Source organism: Enterococcus sp. AZ020 (assembly GCF_050499205.1).
GTDB classification, from domain to species: domain Bacteria; phylum Bacillota; class Bacilli; order Lactobacillales; family Enterococcaceae; genus Enterococcus_L; species Enterococcus_L dunnyi.
The window spans coordinates 2,125,980-2,144,718 of record NZ_JBIPAT010000001.1; the positions used below are offsets into that span (position 1 = coordinate 2,125,980).

The 18,739-nt window shown below is 38.0% G+C and carries 13 protein-coding genes; 10 read left to right on the forward strand and 3 right to left on the reverse strand.

The genetic code is table 11. The annotated features are described in order from the left end of the window. Positions 1 to 147: 147 nt before the first annotated feature. The 3 genes from IGI58_RS10280 (at position 148) to IGI58_RS10290 (ending at position 6,731) form a co-directional block, all read left to right on the forward strand. Complete coding sequence (locus tag IGI58_RS10280) at positions 148 to 4,611, forward strand: bacterial Ig-like domain-containing protein (protein WP_429953496.1); 4,464 nt, start codon at positions 148 to 150, stop codon at positions 4,609 to 4,611. 89 nt (positions 4,612 to 4,700) lie between these two features. After that, positions 4,701 to 5,300, forward strand: coding sequence for a bacterial Ig-like domain-containing protein (locus IGI58_RS10285; RefSeq protein ID WP_429953495.1), 600 nt, complete (start codon positions 4,701 to 4,703; stop codon positions 5,298 to 5,300). After that, a complete protein-coding gene (locus IGI58_RS10290; protein WP_429953494.1) occupies positions 5,301 to 6,731 on the forward strand; it encodes a helix-turn-helix domain-containing protein in 1,431 nt (476 codons plus the stop codon). A gap of 568 nt (positions 6,732 to 7,299) precedes the next feature. Here IGI58_RS10290 and IGI58_RS10295 read toward each other — a convergent pair. Continuing rightward, the gene (locus tag IGI58_RS10295) at positions 7,300 to 7,884 is read right to left on the reverse strand and encodes a DNA-binding protein (RefSeq protein ID WP_429953493.1); all 585 of its coding nucleotides are present in this window, start codon (positions 7,882 to 7,884) and stop codon (positions 7,300 to 7,302) included. 424 nt (positions 7,885 to 8,308) lie between these two features. On the opposite strand from IGI58_RS10295, the gene IGI58_RS10300 reads away from it, so the two are divergent. The 4 genes from IGI58_RS10300 to IGI58_RS10315 all read left to right on the forward strand — a co-directional run bounded on the left by IGI58_RS10300 (position 8,309) and on the right by IGI58_RS10315 (position 12,670). Further along, positions 8,309 to 9,856, forward strand: coding sequence for an ABC-F family ATP-binding cassette domain-containing protein (locus IGI58_RS10300; protein ID WP_429953492.1), 1,548 nt, complete (start codon positions 8,309 to 8,311; stop codon positions 9,854 to 9,856). Positions 9,857 to 10,005: 149 nt separating this feature from the next. Further along, on the forward strand, positions 10,006 to 10,818 hold the full coding sequence (locus tag IGI58_RS10305) for a helix-turn-helix transcriptional regulator (protein ID WP_429953491.1): 813 nt from the start codon (positions 10,006 to 10,008) through the stop codon (positions 10,816 to 10,818). A gap of 14 nt (positions 10,819 to 10,832) precedes the next feature. Beyond that, complete coding sequence (locus IGI58_RS10310; protein ID WP_429953490.1) at positions 10,833 to 11,426, forward strand: GNAT family N-acetyltransferase; 594 nt, start codon at positions 10,833 to 10,835, stop codon at positions 11,424 to 11,426. Between the two features lie 161 nt (positions 11,427 to 11,587). Then, entirely contained in the window at positions 11,588 to 12,670 is a 1,083-nt protein-coding gene (locus IGI58_RS10315; protein WP_429953489.1) for an acyltransferase family protein, read from the forward strand. 82 nt (positions 12,671 to 12,752) lie between these two features. Here IGI58_RS10315 and fabI read toward each other — a convergent pair whose 3' ends face one another. Then, positions 12,753 to 13,505: an enoyl-ACP reductase FabI gene (gene fabI / locus IGI58_RS10320; protein WP_087640752.1), complete on the reverse strand. Its 753-nt coding sequence runs from the start codon at positions 13,503 to 13,505 to the stop codon at positions 12,753 to 12,755. Between the two features lie 300 nt (positions 13,506 to 13,805). Between fabI and fabF the strand changes: the two genes are divergently transcribed. Then, the gene (gene fabF / locus IGI58_RS10325; RefSeq protein ID WP_429953488.1) at positions 13,806 to 15,050 is read left to right on the forward strand and encodes a beta-ketoacyl-ACP synthase II; all 1,245 of its coding nucleotides are present in this window, start codon (positions 13,806 to 13,808) and stop codon (positions 15,048 to 15,050) included. Continuing rightward, on the forward strand, positions 15,047 to 15,481 hold the full coding sequence (fabZ, locus tag IGI58_RS10330; protein WP_087640754.1) for a 3-hydroxyacyl-ACP dehydratase FabZ: 435 nt from the start codon (positions 15,047 to 15,049) through the stop codon (positions 15,479 to 15,481). The genes fabF and fabZ overlap by 4 nt, the downstream gene beginning before the upstream one ends. Positions 15,482 to 15,560: 79 nt before the next feature. On the opposite strand, the gene IGI58_RS10335 is transcribed toward fabZ, so the two are convergent. Further along, entirely contained in the window at positions 15,561 to 17,237 is a 1,677-nt protein-coding gene (locus IGI58_RS10335; RefSeq protein ID WP_429953487.1) for a PucR family transcriptional regulator, read from the reverse strand. A gap of 168 nt (positions 17,238 to 17,405) precedes the next feature. Between IGI58_RS10335 and IGI58_RS10340 the strand changes: the two genes are divergently transcribed. After that, positions 17,406 to 18,296, forward strand: coding sequence for a DUF2877 domain-containing protein (locus IGI58_RS10340; protein ID WP_429953486.1), 891 nt, complete (start codon positions 17,406 to 17,408; stop codon positions 18,294 to 18,296). Positions 18,297 to 18,739 lie beyond the last annotated feature (443 nt).

Here is an 18,739-nt window from a genome sequence, read left to right on the forward strand (position 1 = left end):
GCTATGTTTTATCGCTTGTACACTAGTTTTTTGCTATAAATGTGATTTTATGTGTTTTTTATTTTCGTTAAAATATAAAAAAATCATAAAAAAGATAGGAGAGGATATGATAAGTATATATCCATTTAAGAGAAGGAGTATTTATCAATGAAAAAACGTACACTGCACCTATTTATGCTTGTTCTATTATTCACACAAAGTGTTGGACCTGCACTGCCGGTTTTAGCCGTAACAAAAGAGCAAACAGAAATATCTGTTCAAAACGATCAGTCAGATGATACAACTGAGTCTAGTGATCTCGATGGACTTACTGAGAAAAACACAGAACAGTCTTTAACAGAGACTGTAGATGGTACAAATCCTGTTGAACCGAAACCGATATTACCAGAAGAGAAGCTTTCGGCAACAACTCTAGAAACAGAACAGCCAGAAGATATCGTAAATAAAAGTAGAGCTGCTGAAACTTATGAAGCAAAACAAATTGAAGATGAGATTTTGACTGGAATGACTGTGACAGATATGGATGGGAATGAATATAGCCAAACTCAGCCAAATCGAGTATTGAATACAACTCCTGTCACTGCCAAATTGAATTTTGTCGTTGAAGATAAAGATTACGCACCAGGATCTATTTATAAAGTCGGCTTGCCGGAAGGACTAGGATATTCGGATGTTAGTGGTGAAGTCGCAAATGTAGGGGCTAAATGGTCAGTAGACGCGCAAAATAAAACGTTATCGATCACATTTGAACAAAGAGTTACGGATACACAATTCAATTTAGAGTTGAAAAGCTATGTTTTCTCAGCACAAAATCCGTTAGTCACAGTAGAAACACCTGGACAGATAAAGAATCATTATGTTTTTGACTTATATGAAAACGTTTCGCCGATTAGTTATGAACAAAGTCATAACAACTATGGATTAGCTGGGACTGTCTATTATAACTTAGACCGAACGCTATCCGGCAGTCAAACACTAGAATTATCAATGACAGATACACCGGGCGCTGTTTTTACAAATTCTTCACAAGAACCGCTGCAGGTTTATTCTTATGATGTAGCAGTCGACGGAACGGTCCTTCCGGAAACGAAACAACTACTGCAAAAAGATATAGAGTATACAGTTGGGGTAGATGATCTATACCAAACGAGCGTTACGATCTCGAATATGGATCAGCAAAAAGCGTATGCTTTAGTTATTGTACGTGACCTAGCATTGGAAAGTGTGTCGAATTACAGTTATAGTTTTTACAACCAGTATCCAACCACCAAATTAGGCTCCGTTCGCTTACAGCAAACGAATGCAGTCAGAGGTGGCTTTGAATTTACTGCAAAATCAAGTACAAGCCAAAAGATGGTCAAAGAAGGCACTTTAGGTCAGCTACAGGGAGCTAATTTTTATGCGAAAGAAGATTACTATGTTTATATCTACAACTTACCTACGAAAACAAAGGTAGGTCAACAAATCGTCTTAGAAAGTAAAAATGGGCAAAATATTGGGGAGTACAAGATTTCAGCCAGAACAGCTGATTATCAGCCGGTATCGATCAATGATTTTTTTGATGTACGCAAAGAAAACAATCGCTTAGTTTTGACCGCAACCAAGGAAAGTGTTTTGACGATTGAGGCAAGCACACTAAAAATTCCTTTTGAACAAAAGGATATCGACTTAGCGATCAGTACGCCTGTTGTAGCAGCGAATAAAGAAATCATGCTGATGTCAGATCAGTTTGTTCAACCCTTATCGATTATCAATCCTAATAATGCTGAAACAGCTTGGGGAAATTTTGATGGAAATGGCGCCTATATGAGTGGTACGACTGTGGGCATTCAAGGCAGTCAAAGTGAACCGATCGAAAATTTAGTTATCGATGTTGAACATCCGGAGTATTTGCAATTAAGAGCACCTAAGGAAATCTTTCCTTATTATCATTTAAATATCGATTATACAGTGGAGAAAACAGCAACTGGTTCAGTAGTCAAATTTACAACACCGATCACGCGTGTCCTCAATTTTGATTTGGGTTTTAATTATGTTCCAGACAGCTTAGCCAAAAATGTTGCGATCCCGATAGATACGATTCCAGTGAGTTTAAGTGCAACGGGGCTTGAAACAGTACACACGACAGTTAAGACCAATCGGAAAATCTATTCAGAGCGAACGCTTCAAGCAAGTAAAAATCAATTTTTGGTCAATGCTAGAAATGATTCCTTTGACTCTTTGGTCGTCACAACTAAAGTTCCTGTTGGGGCAGATGTTGTCTATTCCATTTATGATGTATCGAATGATCAAGTAGAGTCGATCTATCCACAGTATTGGGATCGCGGGCAATATTCAGATCGACCTTTATCTGCGAAGGATGAGGCTTATCCAGAAATCGAATTTGATGAAAGCAATAACACGTATACATTTGATTTCGGTAAGACCTCCAAACGCTATATCATCGACTATCAATATGCGAATGGCTGGATCGACACAAACACGATCAATGTGACGGGCAGCACAATTGAGCCTTTATACAATAATCAACTTATGTCTGCGACAGTGTCTGTGAAAAATGAAGGAACAGAAATTTTATCCGCAACGCAAACAAGTCATGATACACTGAAAAATGTTACAAAAAATGAAGTGAAAACAAAAAATATTGATGACCAGACAAGGAAAGTCAAAAACCCAACCTTTGATATTACCACCAAAGGAACAACAAATGCAGCGATCGATCTACATTCGATTTCGGTAGAGGGTGTACCGAGCGATGCATACAAGGTTGAATCAACAAATACTGGTGTCCAACTTATTTTTACTGATTATACTTTGACGAAAGATATCACGATCACATTCAATACGATCTCGAAAAACGCTGGACAAATCTCTACTCAAACAATCATAAAATCGGATAACTTACAGCAAATGGCTGAAACACGCAGAACCGTTGAGACTGCTCCTGTAGTGTTGAAATTTTCTGATGGTGATGCAGAAGGCGTTGTCTTTTTAACGAAAGCAAGTTTTCATACATTCAAAGAAACGCAGCCGGATGAAAATGTTCCTGATGTTCAATTTGAATTAACAGACAATGTTACTGGCAATCAATCAGAGTTTCGTACTGATGAAAATGCCATGTACACTTTTGATGGTATTATGTCAGGCGACTATACACTAAAAGCGACAAAGGTTCCAGAAGGTTATACGATCGCTGAAGAGTACCTTGATGGGAAAACGATCAAATTATTAAAAGAGTCGAACCGATTTGATATTCCGCTAAAAGAGAAAATCGATCAAACAGACATAGAAGTCAAAGACTCAACGATTTCAGTAGGAGCTTCGTGGGAGCCGATCGATAATTTTGTTAGTGCGGTAGATAGTAATGGCTCACCCGTCGACTTTGAACAAATTGTCGTTACAGGAACAGTTGATACTAGTACAGTTAGAAAGTATGAAGTAACGTATAAAAATCAAGGGAAAGAAGCAGTCGCTATTATTTCAGTGATTGCAGAACAAGCAACATTAAAGGTGAAAGATTCAACGATCTATGTGGGGGATTCATGGCAGGCAGCCGATAACTTCATCTCAGCAACAGATGAAGCAGGGAAAGAAATACCATTTCAAGAAATAGAGGTATCCGGAATGGTGGATACGAATAAAGCAGGTGTCTATGATGTTACTTACAGCACACCAAGCTTAACCCAAACGGCTAAAATCACTGTTTTAGCAGATCAAACAAGTATTGATGCTAAAAACTCAACGATTTATGTCGGTACGTCTTGGCAAGCTGCTGATAACTTTTTAAGTGCTACCGATCGGACAGGAAAAGCCCTAAGCATCGATCAAATAACGACTAAAGGAACGGTTGATACGACAACACCAGGTGCCTATGATGTGACATATCAAAATGGTGCAAAGGAAACAACTATTACCGTTTTTGTGGTAACAGATCAGATGACATTAGCAGTGAAAGATTCGATGATTTATGTAGGTGATTCATGGCAGGCAGCCGATAACTTTATCTCAGCGACAAATGGAAAAGGCGTGACGATTCCGTTGCAGGAGATTGATGTTCTTGGAGCCGTTGATACAACAAAAGCGGGTATTTACGAAGTGACATATAGCTTTGAAACACAAAAAGCAATCGCAAAAATCACTGTGAAAGAAGACCTGTCTACTTTAGTTGTGAAAGATTCAACGATTTATGTAGGAGATTCGTGGCAGGCAAGTGATAATTTTGTATCAGCAACAGATAGAGAAGGTAGAGCGATTTCCTTTGATAAAGTCAACGTTATTGGAACAGTCGATACCAAAAAGAAAGGTGAAACAACCGTAACGTACACAACAAAGGCCGATTCAAAAACAGAAACGCAAACGAGTGAAAGGTCAGTTTCAAATGCTGATGACGCAACTGATAAACAGTTGATAGCAAAAGCAAAAATCACCGTACGAGAAAAAACGACGGTCAAACAAGAAAAATCAAAACAAAATCAAACGCAAAATCGTCAAAACACCTATCCTAAAACAGGTGAAACACTTAATCGATCATTCTATCCATTAGGACTCAGTATCATTCTTTTTGCTGGTATATGGAGAACGATCGTCTTCAAAAGAAAAAGACCAGATTGACTGTAAAGCGTGAACTAAAAGAGGAATCAAGTTTTTTTCACGCAATTGATAATTAGCGTATAGTAAGTTTTAAGGAGGCTGTGCCGTAAGTGAAAAATAGAACACTCATACTTGGAACAGCCTTACTTGTTTCGGCAGCACTATTAGCGAAGGTTGAGACTTTTTACGGTGCTGAAGCCTCCACTTCAGGCAAATATAAAATAAGCTATGAAGTGGATGGACAAATTAAAACAGTAACGATCGAAGTCAAGCCAAATCAAACAGAACTAAACGTAAAAGATGTTGTTGTGAAACTAGGTGGTAAATGGTCGCCTGAAGATAATATCGTTTTTCTGAAAGATAAAGCGGGTGAACCTTTAGCGCTTGAAAAAGTTACGATCAAAAATAACGTGGATCTGCAGCGTGCTGGTGTTTATTTTGTAAAATTCTCATACGGCACGTATCATTCGATAGCAAAGGTAGTTGTCCAAGAGCTGCCTGACTTTTCACACCAAGAGAAAATGATGATCGATCATTCCCCAAATGATGATAAAGTAAAAATAATGCTCAACGATGAGCTGTTAAAAAAAGAATCGTCCCCGAAAAAGGTTAGTATTTCAGGTGGAGCAGACTTGTCAGTCTTTACAAATTTTGGAAGCATGCTAAGCTTTTTATCGGGTACACTTTTGTATGGAACAAGGAGAGAGTAAATGGATTTCTTGTTATTAGATGATCGCGCAAATTTAAAGCTGGCAATTCTTCGCCTGTTAGAACAACAATATTCCTTTTCAGAACGAAAGGATCGTTTATGTGAACGACTGGGTATTTCTCAGTATCTTCTAGAACGCAGCATGCTGGAGATCAATGAAGATCTGAAAAGATTTGGATTAATAGAAGCGATGGAAGTCATCGAGCAAAACAATGAAATCATACTTTTCCAAAGTGTCAAAATATCGTCAAGTATTGTTGAAGAATACTATTTGAAACATTCGCTAGAGTTTACACTTTTAAAAACGATTTTTTTTCACCAGTTCACTTCTATCAAAAAATACGGTGAAGAGCACGGGATGAGCCGAACGCTCGTCTATAAGATCGTGGATCGTATTAGAAAAGAACTTGAGCAATATGATATAAAGCTATCAAAAAATTTTCAGCTAGTTGGAAATGAACTGCACATACGTCAGTATTTTACGATGCTTTATTATAGAATTTATAAGGATTCAGACGAGTTATATAGTCAGTTGGATATCTTAGCTGTCAATGATCTTTTTGCAAAGCTTAAAACGACCTGCGAGGAAATCAATTCATTTTATTTGTTTCGTCATTATTTATTGATCATGTTAGAACGGATCAAGAGAAAGCAGCGTTATTTTTTATCAGCGAATGATTTGGAACCGCTAGCTAGTCAAAAAAATCAGAGTTGCCAAATCATCGATCATTGGACAAAGCAAACGATCAGTGGAACGAAAAAAGAACTTGAGATCGAAGTGACGGGCATCTTGAGCAACTTGTCTATTTATCGAAAAGAATTTTGTGACTTAGATCAGCCCGCGGTAAAAACATATCTCATCCAGTTGAAAAAAGTATTTCAAGGGTTTCCGATGTTGAAGGGTTTAGAGCCAGACTTCTGTACAGAACTGAACCGTATTCTTTATCGACATCTGCTGATCACTCCTTTGATCGATATTACTTTACGTGTAATGGATCTTGATTTTTTTCATGAGCGTTACCCAGTGATTTTTGAACGATGTCGCCAGTTTATTTGCCAACTACCTGAAAAGGAATTTCGATTCAGCAAAAAATCTTTGTTCTTCAATTTGCTGCTTGTGGTTTCTCAGCAATACGATAAAGAAAATGAAAAACATCCAATCAATGTACATGTGAATTTTACGCAAGGAGAAAAATACAACCAGTTTATCAAAGAGCAAATCAAAATATTCGATTCATTCAACATTCAATTCCATTCAACAGTCCGTCCTGATACAGATTTGATCGTTTCTGATTATTTGCTTAATACAGCTTTTTCGGCAAGAAAACTGATTTGGCTGGCTCCACCAAGAGCTAGTGACTGGCGGAATTTTGGCAATGAGATCGTAGCGATCAATAAGAACTTGCAAGTAATGAAACGAAGGAATGAATAAGCGGAAATAAGAGACTGGGACGTAACTCGTAGAGTTATGTCCCAGTCCTTTTTAAAATGAATAAACGGTAGAGCAGAAGCAACTACTACTCTACACTTCGTTTCGATCTCATTAACTTCTACGCATGAAACATGCTAGAGTTAAAGGCCTTCGCTTCAATCACATCAGCTAACGCATACAGTTTCACTATTGTTCAAAGAACAAAGTGAAGCTAGCAAAATTCTAAATGCTAAAGCACTAAGAGTTGAAGGCTTCGGAAATAAGCTGAAATTGCTGTAAAACACAACTAGGAACGAGTTGATATCGCACAGTACCTACTTGGTTCTCGGAGTTGAATACTTCTGTCCCTTTTAGCTCTGCATTTTATATGTGCTTGAATATGTGTTAATTGATCTTACCACTGAAATATCTGTAAAAGGTATCTATCTTTTTTGCGAAGAGCTGTTCATTATGAGTAGGCTTTTAATGATAGTATAAGCATCGATACATAGACGGTTCCTGATGTGTTGGGAAGTAGGCACTACTTTTCAACAGATGGCTTCGTTGTATATGATTATTTTTGAAAAAATTATCTGATAAAGTAGGCAGTGGTTTGAGTGATAAGCGCATTTTTTTGATTACTGCTAAAGAGAACCATTACAGCAAAATAAATTTTTTTGTTATTTTTTGTCGAGAGTACACCATGAACAGCGCCTTCTTTTCCGTGAGTTACGATGGATTGGATTTCAAGTGTGCGAATGTGCTCATGTCTTTTTTGAGTGTAGTCAATAAAGGACTCAAAGCCAGTCAACGTTATACTCCCAGGTAAAACAAAGCAAAACTGTTGATCGAGGAGTAAAGAGAGAACATTTGGTTTCTTAGCAACAGCAGCGATCAAGAAATCTCGGATCATCCGCCTTTTTGGTGAATTATCACAATTTAGCTGGCACAGTACGGTAATATCTTTCGGCTGAGCTGTATCGACTGTTATTGGCGCAAATGCTAATCCATGTTCAGCTAAGGCTTCTTCTAAAAGTGTGATGGCTTTAGGTCCGACACCATGCATGCTTAAAAGCGACTTTTTATCGAATTGACTAAGTTGTTCTAAACGGGTGATGCCGGCAGAAGAAAGTGCATTCGTGGCTGGTTTTCCGATTTTTGGCAATGTTGTCAAAGTTATGACCTCCCTTTTTCTTTAGTTTAGATTGATTGCTTGTGAAATGCAATCGTATCAAATCAAACAGCGCCCAACGCCAGTTGACTATTTTTTTTCAAAATGGTAGAGTATCTTCTGAGGAAGGTGTTACACATGTACGTTTTATATATATCAACTCTTTGCTCCCTACAACTTATTTTGATGAAGTGTTGTATGGAGCTTAATCGAAAAGCAAGCAGTGCTTTTCATATTCATCAGTAAATTTTGTATAACTACAAGTTGATTGGCGCTGCCGTTTTTTGAAAAAATGGTTCAGTTGTCATTCTATTTTTAGTGTACACATTTACTGAAGAATATATAGATTAAAAGACCCAGGACATTTCTGTCTTTGGGTCTTTTTTGTATGTTCTTTAGTAAAAATGACAAGAAAGAGGAAAAAATAATGGAATTATTACAAGTAACAGATTTAACCTATGCTGTACCAGATAAACAATTATATGAAAATAGCTCATTTACCTTGCAAAGCGGTGAACATATGGGAATCGTTGGAAAAAATGGTGCTGGGAAAAGTACCTTATTGAAGATTCTTTTGGGTAGTGTTTTACCTGACGAAGGGTCCATTGTATGGAATCCCAATGCGACTCTAGGCTATCTCGATCAATATGCGAATATGGACGAAACCTTGACGATCCACGAATTTTTAAGTTCTGCCTATCAGGAGCTTTATAAAACGGAAAAAGAAATGCTTAAATTATATGAGACATACGGAGAAACTGGAGAAGATCAATTACTGGAACGCGCGGCAACTTATCAGGAAAGACTGGAAACAAGCGGTTTTTACGAAGTTGAAAATGAGATCAGTAAAGCGATCACAGGACTTGGAATCAGTAACGGAGAAGCTACAAAGCAGTTAGCTGCATTAAGTCGCGGAGATAAAATCAAAGTAATACTTGCTAAACTTCTTTTGGAAAAACCATCTGTTTTGATTTTAGATGAACCGACTAACTATTTGGATCAGGAGCACATCGATTGGCTGACAGACTATATGAAAGCTTTTGAAAATGCGTTTATCATCGTTTCTCATGATACAGAATTTCTTAGCAAAATAGCTACATGCATTTGTGATATCGATTTTGGAGAAATCAAAAAATATCATAGTGATTATGCTAATTTTTTAAAACAAAAAGCTCATTTTACAGAAGCCTATCAAAGTCAATTTGATGCCCAACAAAGAAAAATCAAGGAGACGGAAGCCTTCATCCAAAAAAATATTGCTGGGATCAAAACTAAAATGGCTCAGGGCAGAAGAAAGCATTTAGAGCGGATGGATCGATTGAAAGAGCCCGAAAAAGCAATACCAGCTAATTTCACCTTTAAAAGTGCACCGCAAAGTTCTCCGAATGCTTTAACTATTGAAGGACTAGCTATCGGATACGATAAACAATTGCTTTCAGCGTTTGACCTACAGGTGAAAAAAGGAGAAAAACTTGTGATCACAGGGGCTGATGGATTAGGGAAAACAGCGTTGCTTAAAACTCTATTAGGTCAACTCCCTGCACTAGCTGGTCAAAGTCATTTTTCTCCTCAAGTAAAAGTTGGGTATCATTCACAGGAAATCGAATGGGAAAATACGGAATGGACACCGATCGAAACGTTGGCGAATAAATATACTAGACTCACTTATGAGGATGTCCGCAGAGAACTTGCAAAGTGCGGGATCAAACGCGAGCTTGCGGATAAAAATCTTTACATGTTGAGCGGTGGTGAACAGTCTAAAGTAAAACTGTGTGATCTAACAATGCAGCCAAGCAATTTTCTGATACTGGATGAACCAACAAATCATTTAGATGTGGATTCAAGAAAAGCACTTCAAACAGCACTGAAGAATTTTAAAGGCAGCGTTCTACTCGTTTCAAATGATGAACAATTCTATACACCGATCGTTGATAAGATTTTTGTATTGGAGGATCAAAAACTGCTGCAGCAATAACTCATATACAAGAATCAAGACTAAACGAAGTAAAACCAGCATGAAACCCGTGTGCAATGTTCCGTTGCACACGGGTTTATTATATACTGGAAACAAGCAACGAAAGGGTGCATCAGATTTTATAGACAAAAGAAAGGATGGCGCTTATAGTGAGCTTAGCCGTAGGCAAACAAATAAAAAAATTTCGTCAAGAACGTCATTTATCTCAACAAGATTTAGCCGATCATTTAATGATTTCACGTCAGACGATTTCAAAATGGGAGTTAGGGAAAAGTTTACCTGACTTAGAAAATGTGATTCGATTAGCTGAATATTTTGACGTAAGCGTAGATGTTTTGATCGGCTATAAAAAATCGGGATTCTTAACGTCATGGTTTCAAGGACGAAAAGGAAAGGAACTGACCAAAATGGCAAAAGATATCGAACAAAACAAAACTGCTTTTTACAGTGCATATGCTAAGGAAATCGATTCTTTATTCACAGAAGGAAAACGCGTCAACACCTTCCTAAAATTGGATGAAGCGATGTATCCTGAGGTAACCTTTTCAAGATGGATGGGGAATGCTAATTGTCTATGCAGTGTGAGCAAAGGCGAAGTTACGATCGATCAAATCGGACGCTTTAAAGGACTAGTCAATCTGCCTATTGAAAAACGAATCGCTGAGTTTCCTATAACGGACATTAAAGAAATCACTATCCACTTTGCGAAATATTATCGCCATCTCGGCGGTGACTTCATGACATTGATCGATTTAGTAACAGAGGAAAACGTTTATTTTTTCTGGGTAAATTCATTGAAAGCAGCGCATGCTATCTATCATTACCCACCATTTTCTTCAACAAAGATTCAAGTGATGGAGGACTTTGAAGCGGCTCTAGCACTTGCAGATGAACAAGCAGCGTTTGAAGCATTACGTGAACAAGAAGCACTCATTCCACTATTTTACGGACAACAGCAGTGAAAGGCTATTATCAGATGAAAAAAAATACACCTACCATACAAACAGAGCGTTTGATTTTAAGAAAATTTACGGAAGCAGATGTAGCTGATCTGTTTGCAATTTATAGCGATCAAGCAGTCAATACGTACTTGCCGTGGTTTCCATTAGCTACGTTGGAAGAAGCAAACACCTTTTATGATACGAATTATCGTCAGGCGTACCAAAAGCAGCAAGGCTATCGCTATGCAATTTGTTTAAAGGAGTATGATCAGCCAATCGGTTATGTAAATGTGAGCCTGGATGACAGTTATGATTTTGGCTATGGGTTGCGAAAAGAGTTTTGGCATAAAGGGATTGTGACAGAAGCAGGCCAAGCAGTGATCGAACAACTTAGAAAAGATGGAATTCCTTATATAACCGCAACTCATGACGTTGATAATCCCCGCAGTGGTGAAGTGATGAAACGGTTGGGAATGATCTATCAGTATTCCTATGAAGAACAATGGCAGCCAAAGAATCGACTAGTAATATTCAAAATGTATCAGCTTAATCTTGATGAAAATCAGGAACGTGTATACCAAAAGTACTGGAATTGCTCATCTGTCCATTTTGTTGAGGAAAATCTGTAAAACGGAAAAAATCAAAAAAACGTAGAAATGCTTTATACGCATCTCTACGCTTTTTTCTAATATAGGACTTTTTATACAGAGAAAATTCAGACTTTGTACTGATAAAATGTAAATAATGCTTTGCTATACTTAAGGAAAGAAGTGAAAAAAAGGATGTGGGGGTGAAAAAGATCGAACAGACAATCAAAAAAACACGGGAAATGACTGCTGGAATCGACGTGATCAAATATGCTGCGGCGGTCTTAGTGATTTGTTTTCATTGTGAACGTGTATTTCAAGAGCCAGAACTGAATTTTTTATTCAAGAATGTGTTATGTCGAATTGCTGTTCCTTTCTTTTTGATCTCTACCAGCTACTTTGTGCGTAGAGGACAAACAAGCTCAAAGGGATATACGAAGCATTATGTGAGGTCCCTGATAAAATCTTATTTATTTTGGAGCTTGATTTATTTGCCGATCGGCTTTATATGGATTCAGCAAAGCTATTCTCTGAGCCCTAGTTTATATCCAGTCGCTTTGATCGTTGGACTTTTTTATACAGGAACATACTACCATCTCTGGTATATTCCAGCAGCTATTTTTGCCATTATTATGGTTCAATGGTTAGTGAAACGAGTAGGTTATCCATTTTTGTTGGGTTTAGCAGGGTTATTATATAGTTTTGGTTCATTGGAAACGTATTATGGCTATATTGGAAACGGGCAGCTTAAAGCCTTTTTTGATCGGTATTTACAACTATTTATCACAACAAGAAATGGCTTGTTCTTCGCATTGATTTTTGTTACGATCGGCTTTTTTATCTGGGATTATAAAGAGAAGCTTGCGAAGTATGAGAAGTTTAGTGATCGCTTACTTTTGATTGCTGCTTGTCTTTTACTGACAGAAGGAGTAGTCGTTTATCAAAATGTTGGGATCGATAAGAACTTTTTGTTTAGCCTGATACCATTTACTGGACTGCTTTTTTGGAAGAGTTTATCCATTGAAGTGAGCAAGCAGTTAAATGTCAGACGCTTGCGGGAGTTGGGAAAATTTTATTTCTTTATCCATCCTCTATGTATTTTATGGGCGGGAAGTCTTGTAAAGAATCATGAATTTTTTAACAATAATTGGGCGCAGTTGATCACTGTGCTTGTGATGACGCATATTTTAAGTTCTTTGATCATTTCGATGATCGAATATCCGCCGATGGCTTATGTTGAATTATGGCGCAGAATAAAATTAACACACTTTACTCTAGTAGCATAAAAGAAAGAGAGCAGAGAAATCACTTGTTGAGTGGTATTCTGTGCTCTTTTTCCATGTAAGAGCGAAGAAGCGGTGAGAAAAATTAAGTGAGGTGAACGCCTTTATCGACGTAAATAATATCGCCTACGATACCAGCGGCAAGTTCACTGACTAGAAAAGCACACGTATTTCCTACTTCTTCGATCGTTACGCCAGCTTTATCAGGTGTGCGGTCTTCTGATAGCTTGATCAACTGATCGTAATCTTTGACACCTGTTACAGCTAGCGTCTTGATTGCTCCAGCGGAAATCCCATTGACACGAATTTTATCTGCGGCAAATTCATAAGCTAAATATTTTACAGCAGTCTCTAAAGAAGCTTTAGCGATACCCATCATATTATAATTTGGGATCGCTCTTTCAGAGCCTAAATAAGTCATTGTTACGATGCCAGAGCCTGGATTTAGCATAGGTTTTGCATAGTGAGCCACCGCTAATAATGAATAGCTGCTGATATCTTGTGCCAATAAATACCCGGAACGACTGATGTCACTGACGTTTCCGTCTAGTTCTTCTTTGTTGGCAAAAGCGATAGCATGAACTAAACCGTCGATTTTATCGTATTTTTCTTGGATCGTTTTGAATGCTTGCGCAATCGATTCGTCAGAAGCAACATCACATTCTACAAGTAAATCAGTTGGTTCTGCTAATTTTAGTAGTTGTTTTTTCATGCGCTCGTTTTGATAAGTATAGATAACGTCGGCGCCTTGCTCTTTTAATGCTTTCGCACAGCCCCAAGCAATACTTTTTTTGTTTGCGACACCCATTACGACGACTTTCTTATCTTTTAGAAACATATTGTTTTTCCCCTTTAATAATTATTTTAGTGTGTGAAAAATAGTTTAACAACTTAATAAAATCTCAACATCTGATTTTATTTAGGTTGACGGATAAAAATGCAACTGGTATTATCTGTGTGAGAATGATAATATAATTCTCTAATTGATAATCACAACCAAACAGACATTTTATCGATGTCTGAATTATTAACTAAAATACTTTGAAAGTCAAACTATTTTACTTAATTTTAAACAAAAAAGTATTGGTTAAGCAAGTTTTTTTTAATTTGAACATCAAAATATCGATGGAGGTGCAAGATGAAGCGCGTAGTTATAACAGGGATGGGAGCAGTGACTCCTTTAGGAAATACGGTCAAAGAATATTGGCAAAATCTAGTCAACGGCAAGTTAGGGATCGGAAAAATCACTAAATTTGATTCAGAGGATACCGGTGTTGCTTTAGCTGGAGAAGTGAAAGAGTTTGATCCAAGTAACGTGCTCGATCGCAAGGAGCAAAAACGAATGGACCTATTCTCTCAATATGGATTGGTTGCAGCTTTGGAAGCATGGGAAATGAGTGGCTTGACTTACGATTCAATCGATCCTAAGCGGTTTGGCGTAATCGTCGGCAGCGGGATCGGCGGGATGACGACCTTGCAGGATCAGGTTCGGGTAATGGACAAAAAAGGAGCAAAGAGAGTAACACCGTTTTTCGTTCCAATGGTCATCGCTAATATGGCTTCAGGAAATATTTCGATCAAATTAGGGGCAAAAGGCCCCTCACAAACGATCGTAACGGCTTGTGCATCTGCAACAAATGCAATCGGTGAAGCATTCCGTACGATCAAATATGGCTTAGCTGATGTCATGATCACAGGTGGAACTGAAGCGACGATTTGTGAAATCGGTATTGCTGGTTTTGCGGCGTTGAGTGCGTTGAATACAACAGATGATCCAGCGCGGGCTTCGATCCCGTTTGATAAAGAAAGACATGGTTTTGTCATGGGTGAAGGTGCAGGTATGTTGATGCTGGAAGAGCTGGAGCATGCAAAAAAACGGGGAGCAGTGATTTTAGGTGAAGTTGTCGGCTATGGCAGTAATTGTGATGCCAGCCATATGACAGCACCATTGAAAGATGGTAGTGGCGCTGCTGATGCTATTGAACTAGCACTGGCAGAAGCTCAAATCGATGCGTCCTCTGTAGGTTATATCAACGCACATGGAACATCGACACCGGCAAATGATGCAGCAGAAACGGCTGCTATCAAACGTGTCTTTGGCGATAAAGCGTATCATATTCCAATTTCCAGCACAAAAAGTATGACAGGACACTTATTAGGAGCTGCTGGCGGAATCGAAGCAATCGCTTGTGCGAAAACTTTGCAGGAAGGCATCGCTCATCCGACAACAGGATACAAAACAGCTGATCCGGAATGTGATTTAGATTACCTAACAGATGGTTCACGCGCTGTTCAAGCAGAATATGCTATCAGTAATTCATTTGGCTTTGGTGGACATAATGGTGTTATTTGTATGAAGAAATGGGAGGAAGACGAACAATGACAAGAATCATGAATGCAACTGAAATTATGGAAATGATCCCAAATCGCTACCCGATTTGTTTTATCGATTATGTGGATGAAATTATTCCAGAGAAAAAAATCATCGCAACGAAAAATGTGACGATCAATGAAGAATTTTTCCAAGGACATTTCCCTGGTAACCCAACAATGCCAGGTGTTTTGATCATCGAAGCATTAGCACAAGTAGGATCGATCTTGATTTTAAAAATGGAACAATTCCAAGGTGAAACAGCGTACATCGGTGGAATCAATAAAGCAAAATTCCGTCAAAAAGTTGTGCCGGGCGATGTGTTGAAGCTGCACTTTGAAATCGTGAAAATCAGAGATTATGTAGGGATCGGAAAAGCGACCGCATATGTAGAGGACAAAAAAGTTTGTGAATGTGAATTGACATTCATCGTAGGTAGATAATTAGCGAAGTAGTAGAAAAAGATACTCGTTTTTAAAAGGACTGAGTCGTAACTCTTAGAGTTATGTCTCAGTCCTTTTTTCAGCGATGAAGCTCGTATAATTTTAAAGCTAGCTGTAAAGCAAAGGTATTTTTTTCTTGCTCCAAATCGACAGGTAAAAGACTTTTGATCTTATCGATTCGATATAAGAGTGTATTTCGATGGATAAACAATGCTCTAGAAGTCGTTGCGATATTTAAATGATGAGCCAAATAAGCTTTTAGAGTTGGCGTGAAGCTTGTATTATTTTTTTGATCATAAGCTAATAAAGGCTGCAGATAATGGGTATAGAATTTTTTTCCCTGTTCTTTTGAAATAGAATCCACTAAAAAAGAATCAAAATAGAAATCGTTGAAAAAATAGATTTTCTCTTCTTTTTCGTCATCCTCAAGTAAGTGGATGACTTTTTTTGCTTCCTCAAAACTTTGAGAAAGTTCTAAAATCGGCAAAGTTGAACCGATAGTACAAAAAATGGTTTGCTCTGTTTTGCCCAGTTGCTCCAAATATATTCGAATTCTTTCAGCTGTATCAGAGACTTCATTATGCGTTTTGACAGTGCTAAGGGTCGGTTCTGTTCCTAAAAGCATGACAAGCTGATTTTTTCGGCTGAAAACATGCAGGTTTGGAAAACGATTGGCTATATAAGTGGTCAGAGAAGAAAGCACGCTTTTCATTAGTCGATCTTCTGTCTGCTTTTTCTGGATCAATGAGGTTCCTTGATTCTCGATCGTTTGGATCGAAAAGATCAAAACAGTGTAGTTTAAAGCTGGATCAAGCGTTGAATCGTAGGCTGCTAATGTATCCAAATCTTTGATTTGACCAGATAATAGCTGATCGAAAAAGTCCCGTCGAATTCTATTTTCTGTCCGTTCGATTTCAAATAGCCGCATTTGCTCTAATGCAAAAGCCATCGACCCATTTTCTAAAGCAACATAATCAAGATCGGTCAGTGCTTCATCAATTTGACAAACAAGAATAAATCCATAGTGGATCGTATCAAAATAGACAGGCATGATCACCCAAGCGTATTCTGTCTCGTTAAACAGTGTTGATCTTGTAAAGGGTTTTTGAATTCGTTCAAAATTAGTTGGTAAATCGGAGAAGATCGTGATAGGAAAGCTAAAGCTGTCACCTGTTTTTCTAAGCGTTTCTTTGATAATGGGTACTTTTTGATTGCTGACAGCTATAACAGTCCAATCTATATCGACCAAAACGGTTGGGTTATGAACCATTTGAGCCAGTCCAGCAGCAATTTTTTTCATCCCTCCGCCATGCAAAGAAATTTCAAAAAACTGTGAGTGAATATCCAGAGAAGCTTGATTTAATTCGTTCACGCGTCCGGAAATTTCTGCCATGACGATGTTCATGATTTTTGAAAACGCGATCCCATAAGGAATTTCAATAAGAGGCAAAGATAATTCATCAGCAAGCGCTCGCATTGATTCAGGGATTCCTTTTAAGTAAATATGGGGTTTAATACAAATTGCCGAACAGTTGATTTCCTTGAAGCGCTGAATAAATCTATGCTGTGTCTCTATATTTTCACTAAAAAAGTAACCAGAGGTAATCAAGAGTTCGCCAGCAGATAACCAGTCAGAAGCATCTGGATTGTCTAAAATGTTGACACCAGTGATTTTATTTTCAAGTCCTTTTTCTCCAGCAACTAAATTGAATGTCTTGAATTGAGGTAATGCTAAGAAATTTTTGACGGTTAACACGAAGACACCTACTTTCATTATCTAAGAATGACTAGTTTAACTATACGGTACTTAGTTAAAGTATACAACTTTAAGCGATGATATTCAGATGATTTGCCTGTTTTTGAAAAGGCTTACTTCGTGTAAATTTAATCATGTAAAGAAGAGTTATTCAAGGAGGTGGAAAAGATGCGAACGTATAAAAGTCTTTCTATTGCTCAATACTTTCTATCAGAGCTTCAAGAAAAGCAATGGACCGGAACGATCCATAGTACATTTACACGGACAATAAATATTATTGATGGTTCTGGTACATTATATACGATTGCCACAGCTGAATTGGATAATGCACCAAATACGATACGTGTCGCTGATTTTTTTTACGACCAGCTACAAATACCTTTGAATACACCTGTTTTTGTACAGCATGACCAATTGATCATTGAGGATGTTGCTGCGATAGAGATAGACGAGGTAGAGAAGTGGAAATACCCAGAAATTTTCTTTCCTTCAAAAAAGGCTTACCAAGAGCTAGAGCGCCGCATTCAAAAGGTCGATCAGTGGTTAGGGCAAATCGATAGTAAGGGTGGCTATTTATTGAATCATACCCAAACTACAGCTTATGAAAAAATGATGCATACGATGCTTCGGAAGGAAACGGGTCATCTGCTTAACTATTTAAAAGAGAAACAGCTGTTTCAAGCAATGAAGCAATTAAACCGAGTAATTGGGTTAGGACCAGGACTGACACCTTCAGGCGATGACTTTTTAGTTGGACTGGCACTTATTTTTACCACAACTGATTATCCATATCATTCATTGAAACAATGGCTGATCAATTGTCGTCAAGAGTTGAAAAAGCGAACGAATGTCATTAGTTTTTCTACACTTGATTGGGCAATCAAAGGTGAGGCACGCGAGCGCTTGGGTGTTTTCTTAAATGAATTATTTTATGGTGAGGATGAAATGTTGCTCAAAGAAAAAATGCTGCAAGTTTTAGCTATCGGCTCGACTTCTGGTGGAGATATCCTTTCAGGAATGTTGGCAGGAGTGGAGTTTACGTTGGAAAAACAGAGATAGACAAGGGGGGATTTTGCTGAGAATCACAACGAGAGTATTTGAGTCGATGAATAGTGCAAGGTTTTTGTGAGAAAGTATTGATCATTTGTGTTATTTAGCTACACAAATCAATCCTTAGGAAAATAAATAAATTGTCAGTGAGACAAAAAGTGTCTCAATGCCAATTTCCTAATTTTCTATAGGATTAAATGATTTGTTCCGCATCTATTGTTATCCAGCTGCATGAGCCAGTCTCTCGAGAAAAAGATAAAACCTGAATGAGGAAAAGAGCGCCTCATCCATGTTTTCCTATTTTCTAGTCGAGACTAAGCGGGCTCATTCCGATTTTGTTGAGAAACACAGTGAATAAAATGAACTGATGTTGAACAGTACAAGACTTTCGAAGAAAGTGTTGATCATTTGTATTATCCAGCTGCACAGGTCAGCCTTTCGGGAAAAAGATA

What these genes read in the sequence shown, in the direction of transcription:
- IGI58_RS10280 (WP_429953496.1), top strand. Translation starts at nt 148, where the DNA reads ATGAAAAAACGTACACTGCACCTATTTATGCTTGTTCTATTATTCACA.
- IGI58_RS10290 (WP_429953494.1), top strand. Translation starts at nt 5,301, where the DNA reads ATGGATTTCTTGTTATTAGATGATCGCGCAAATTTAAAGCTGGCAATT.
- IGI58_RS10300 (WP_429953492.1), top strand. Translation starts at nt 8,309, where the DNA reads ATGGAATTATTACAAGTAACAGATTTAACCTATGCTGTACCAGATAAA.
- IGI58_RS10310 (WP_429953490.1), top strand. Translation starts at nt 10,833, where the DNA reads ATGAAAAAAAATACACCTACCATACAAACAGAGCGTTTGATTTTAAGA.
- fabI (WP_087640752.1), bottom strand. Translation starts at nt 13,505, where the DNA reads ATGTTTCTAAAAGATAAGAAAGTCGTCGTAATGGGTGTCGCAAACAAA.
- fabF (WP_429953488.1), top strand. Translation starts at nt 13,806, where the DNA reads ATGAAGCGCGTAGTTATAACAGGGATGGGAGCAGTGACTCCTTTAGGA.
- fabZ (WP_087640754.1), top strand. Translation starts at nt 15,047, where the DNA reads ATGACAAGAATCATGAATGCAACTGAAATTATGGAAATGATCCCAAAT.
- IGI58_RS10340 (WP_429953486.1), top strand. Translation starts at nt 17,406, where the DNA reads ATGCGAACGTATAAAAGTCTTTCTATTGCTCAATACTTTCTATCAGAG.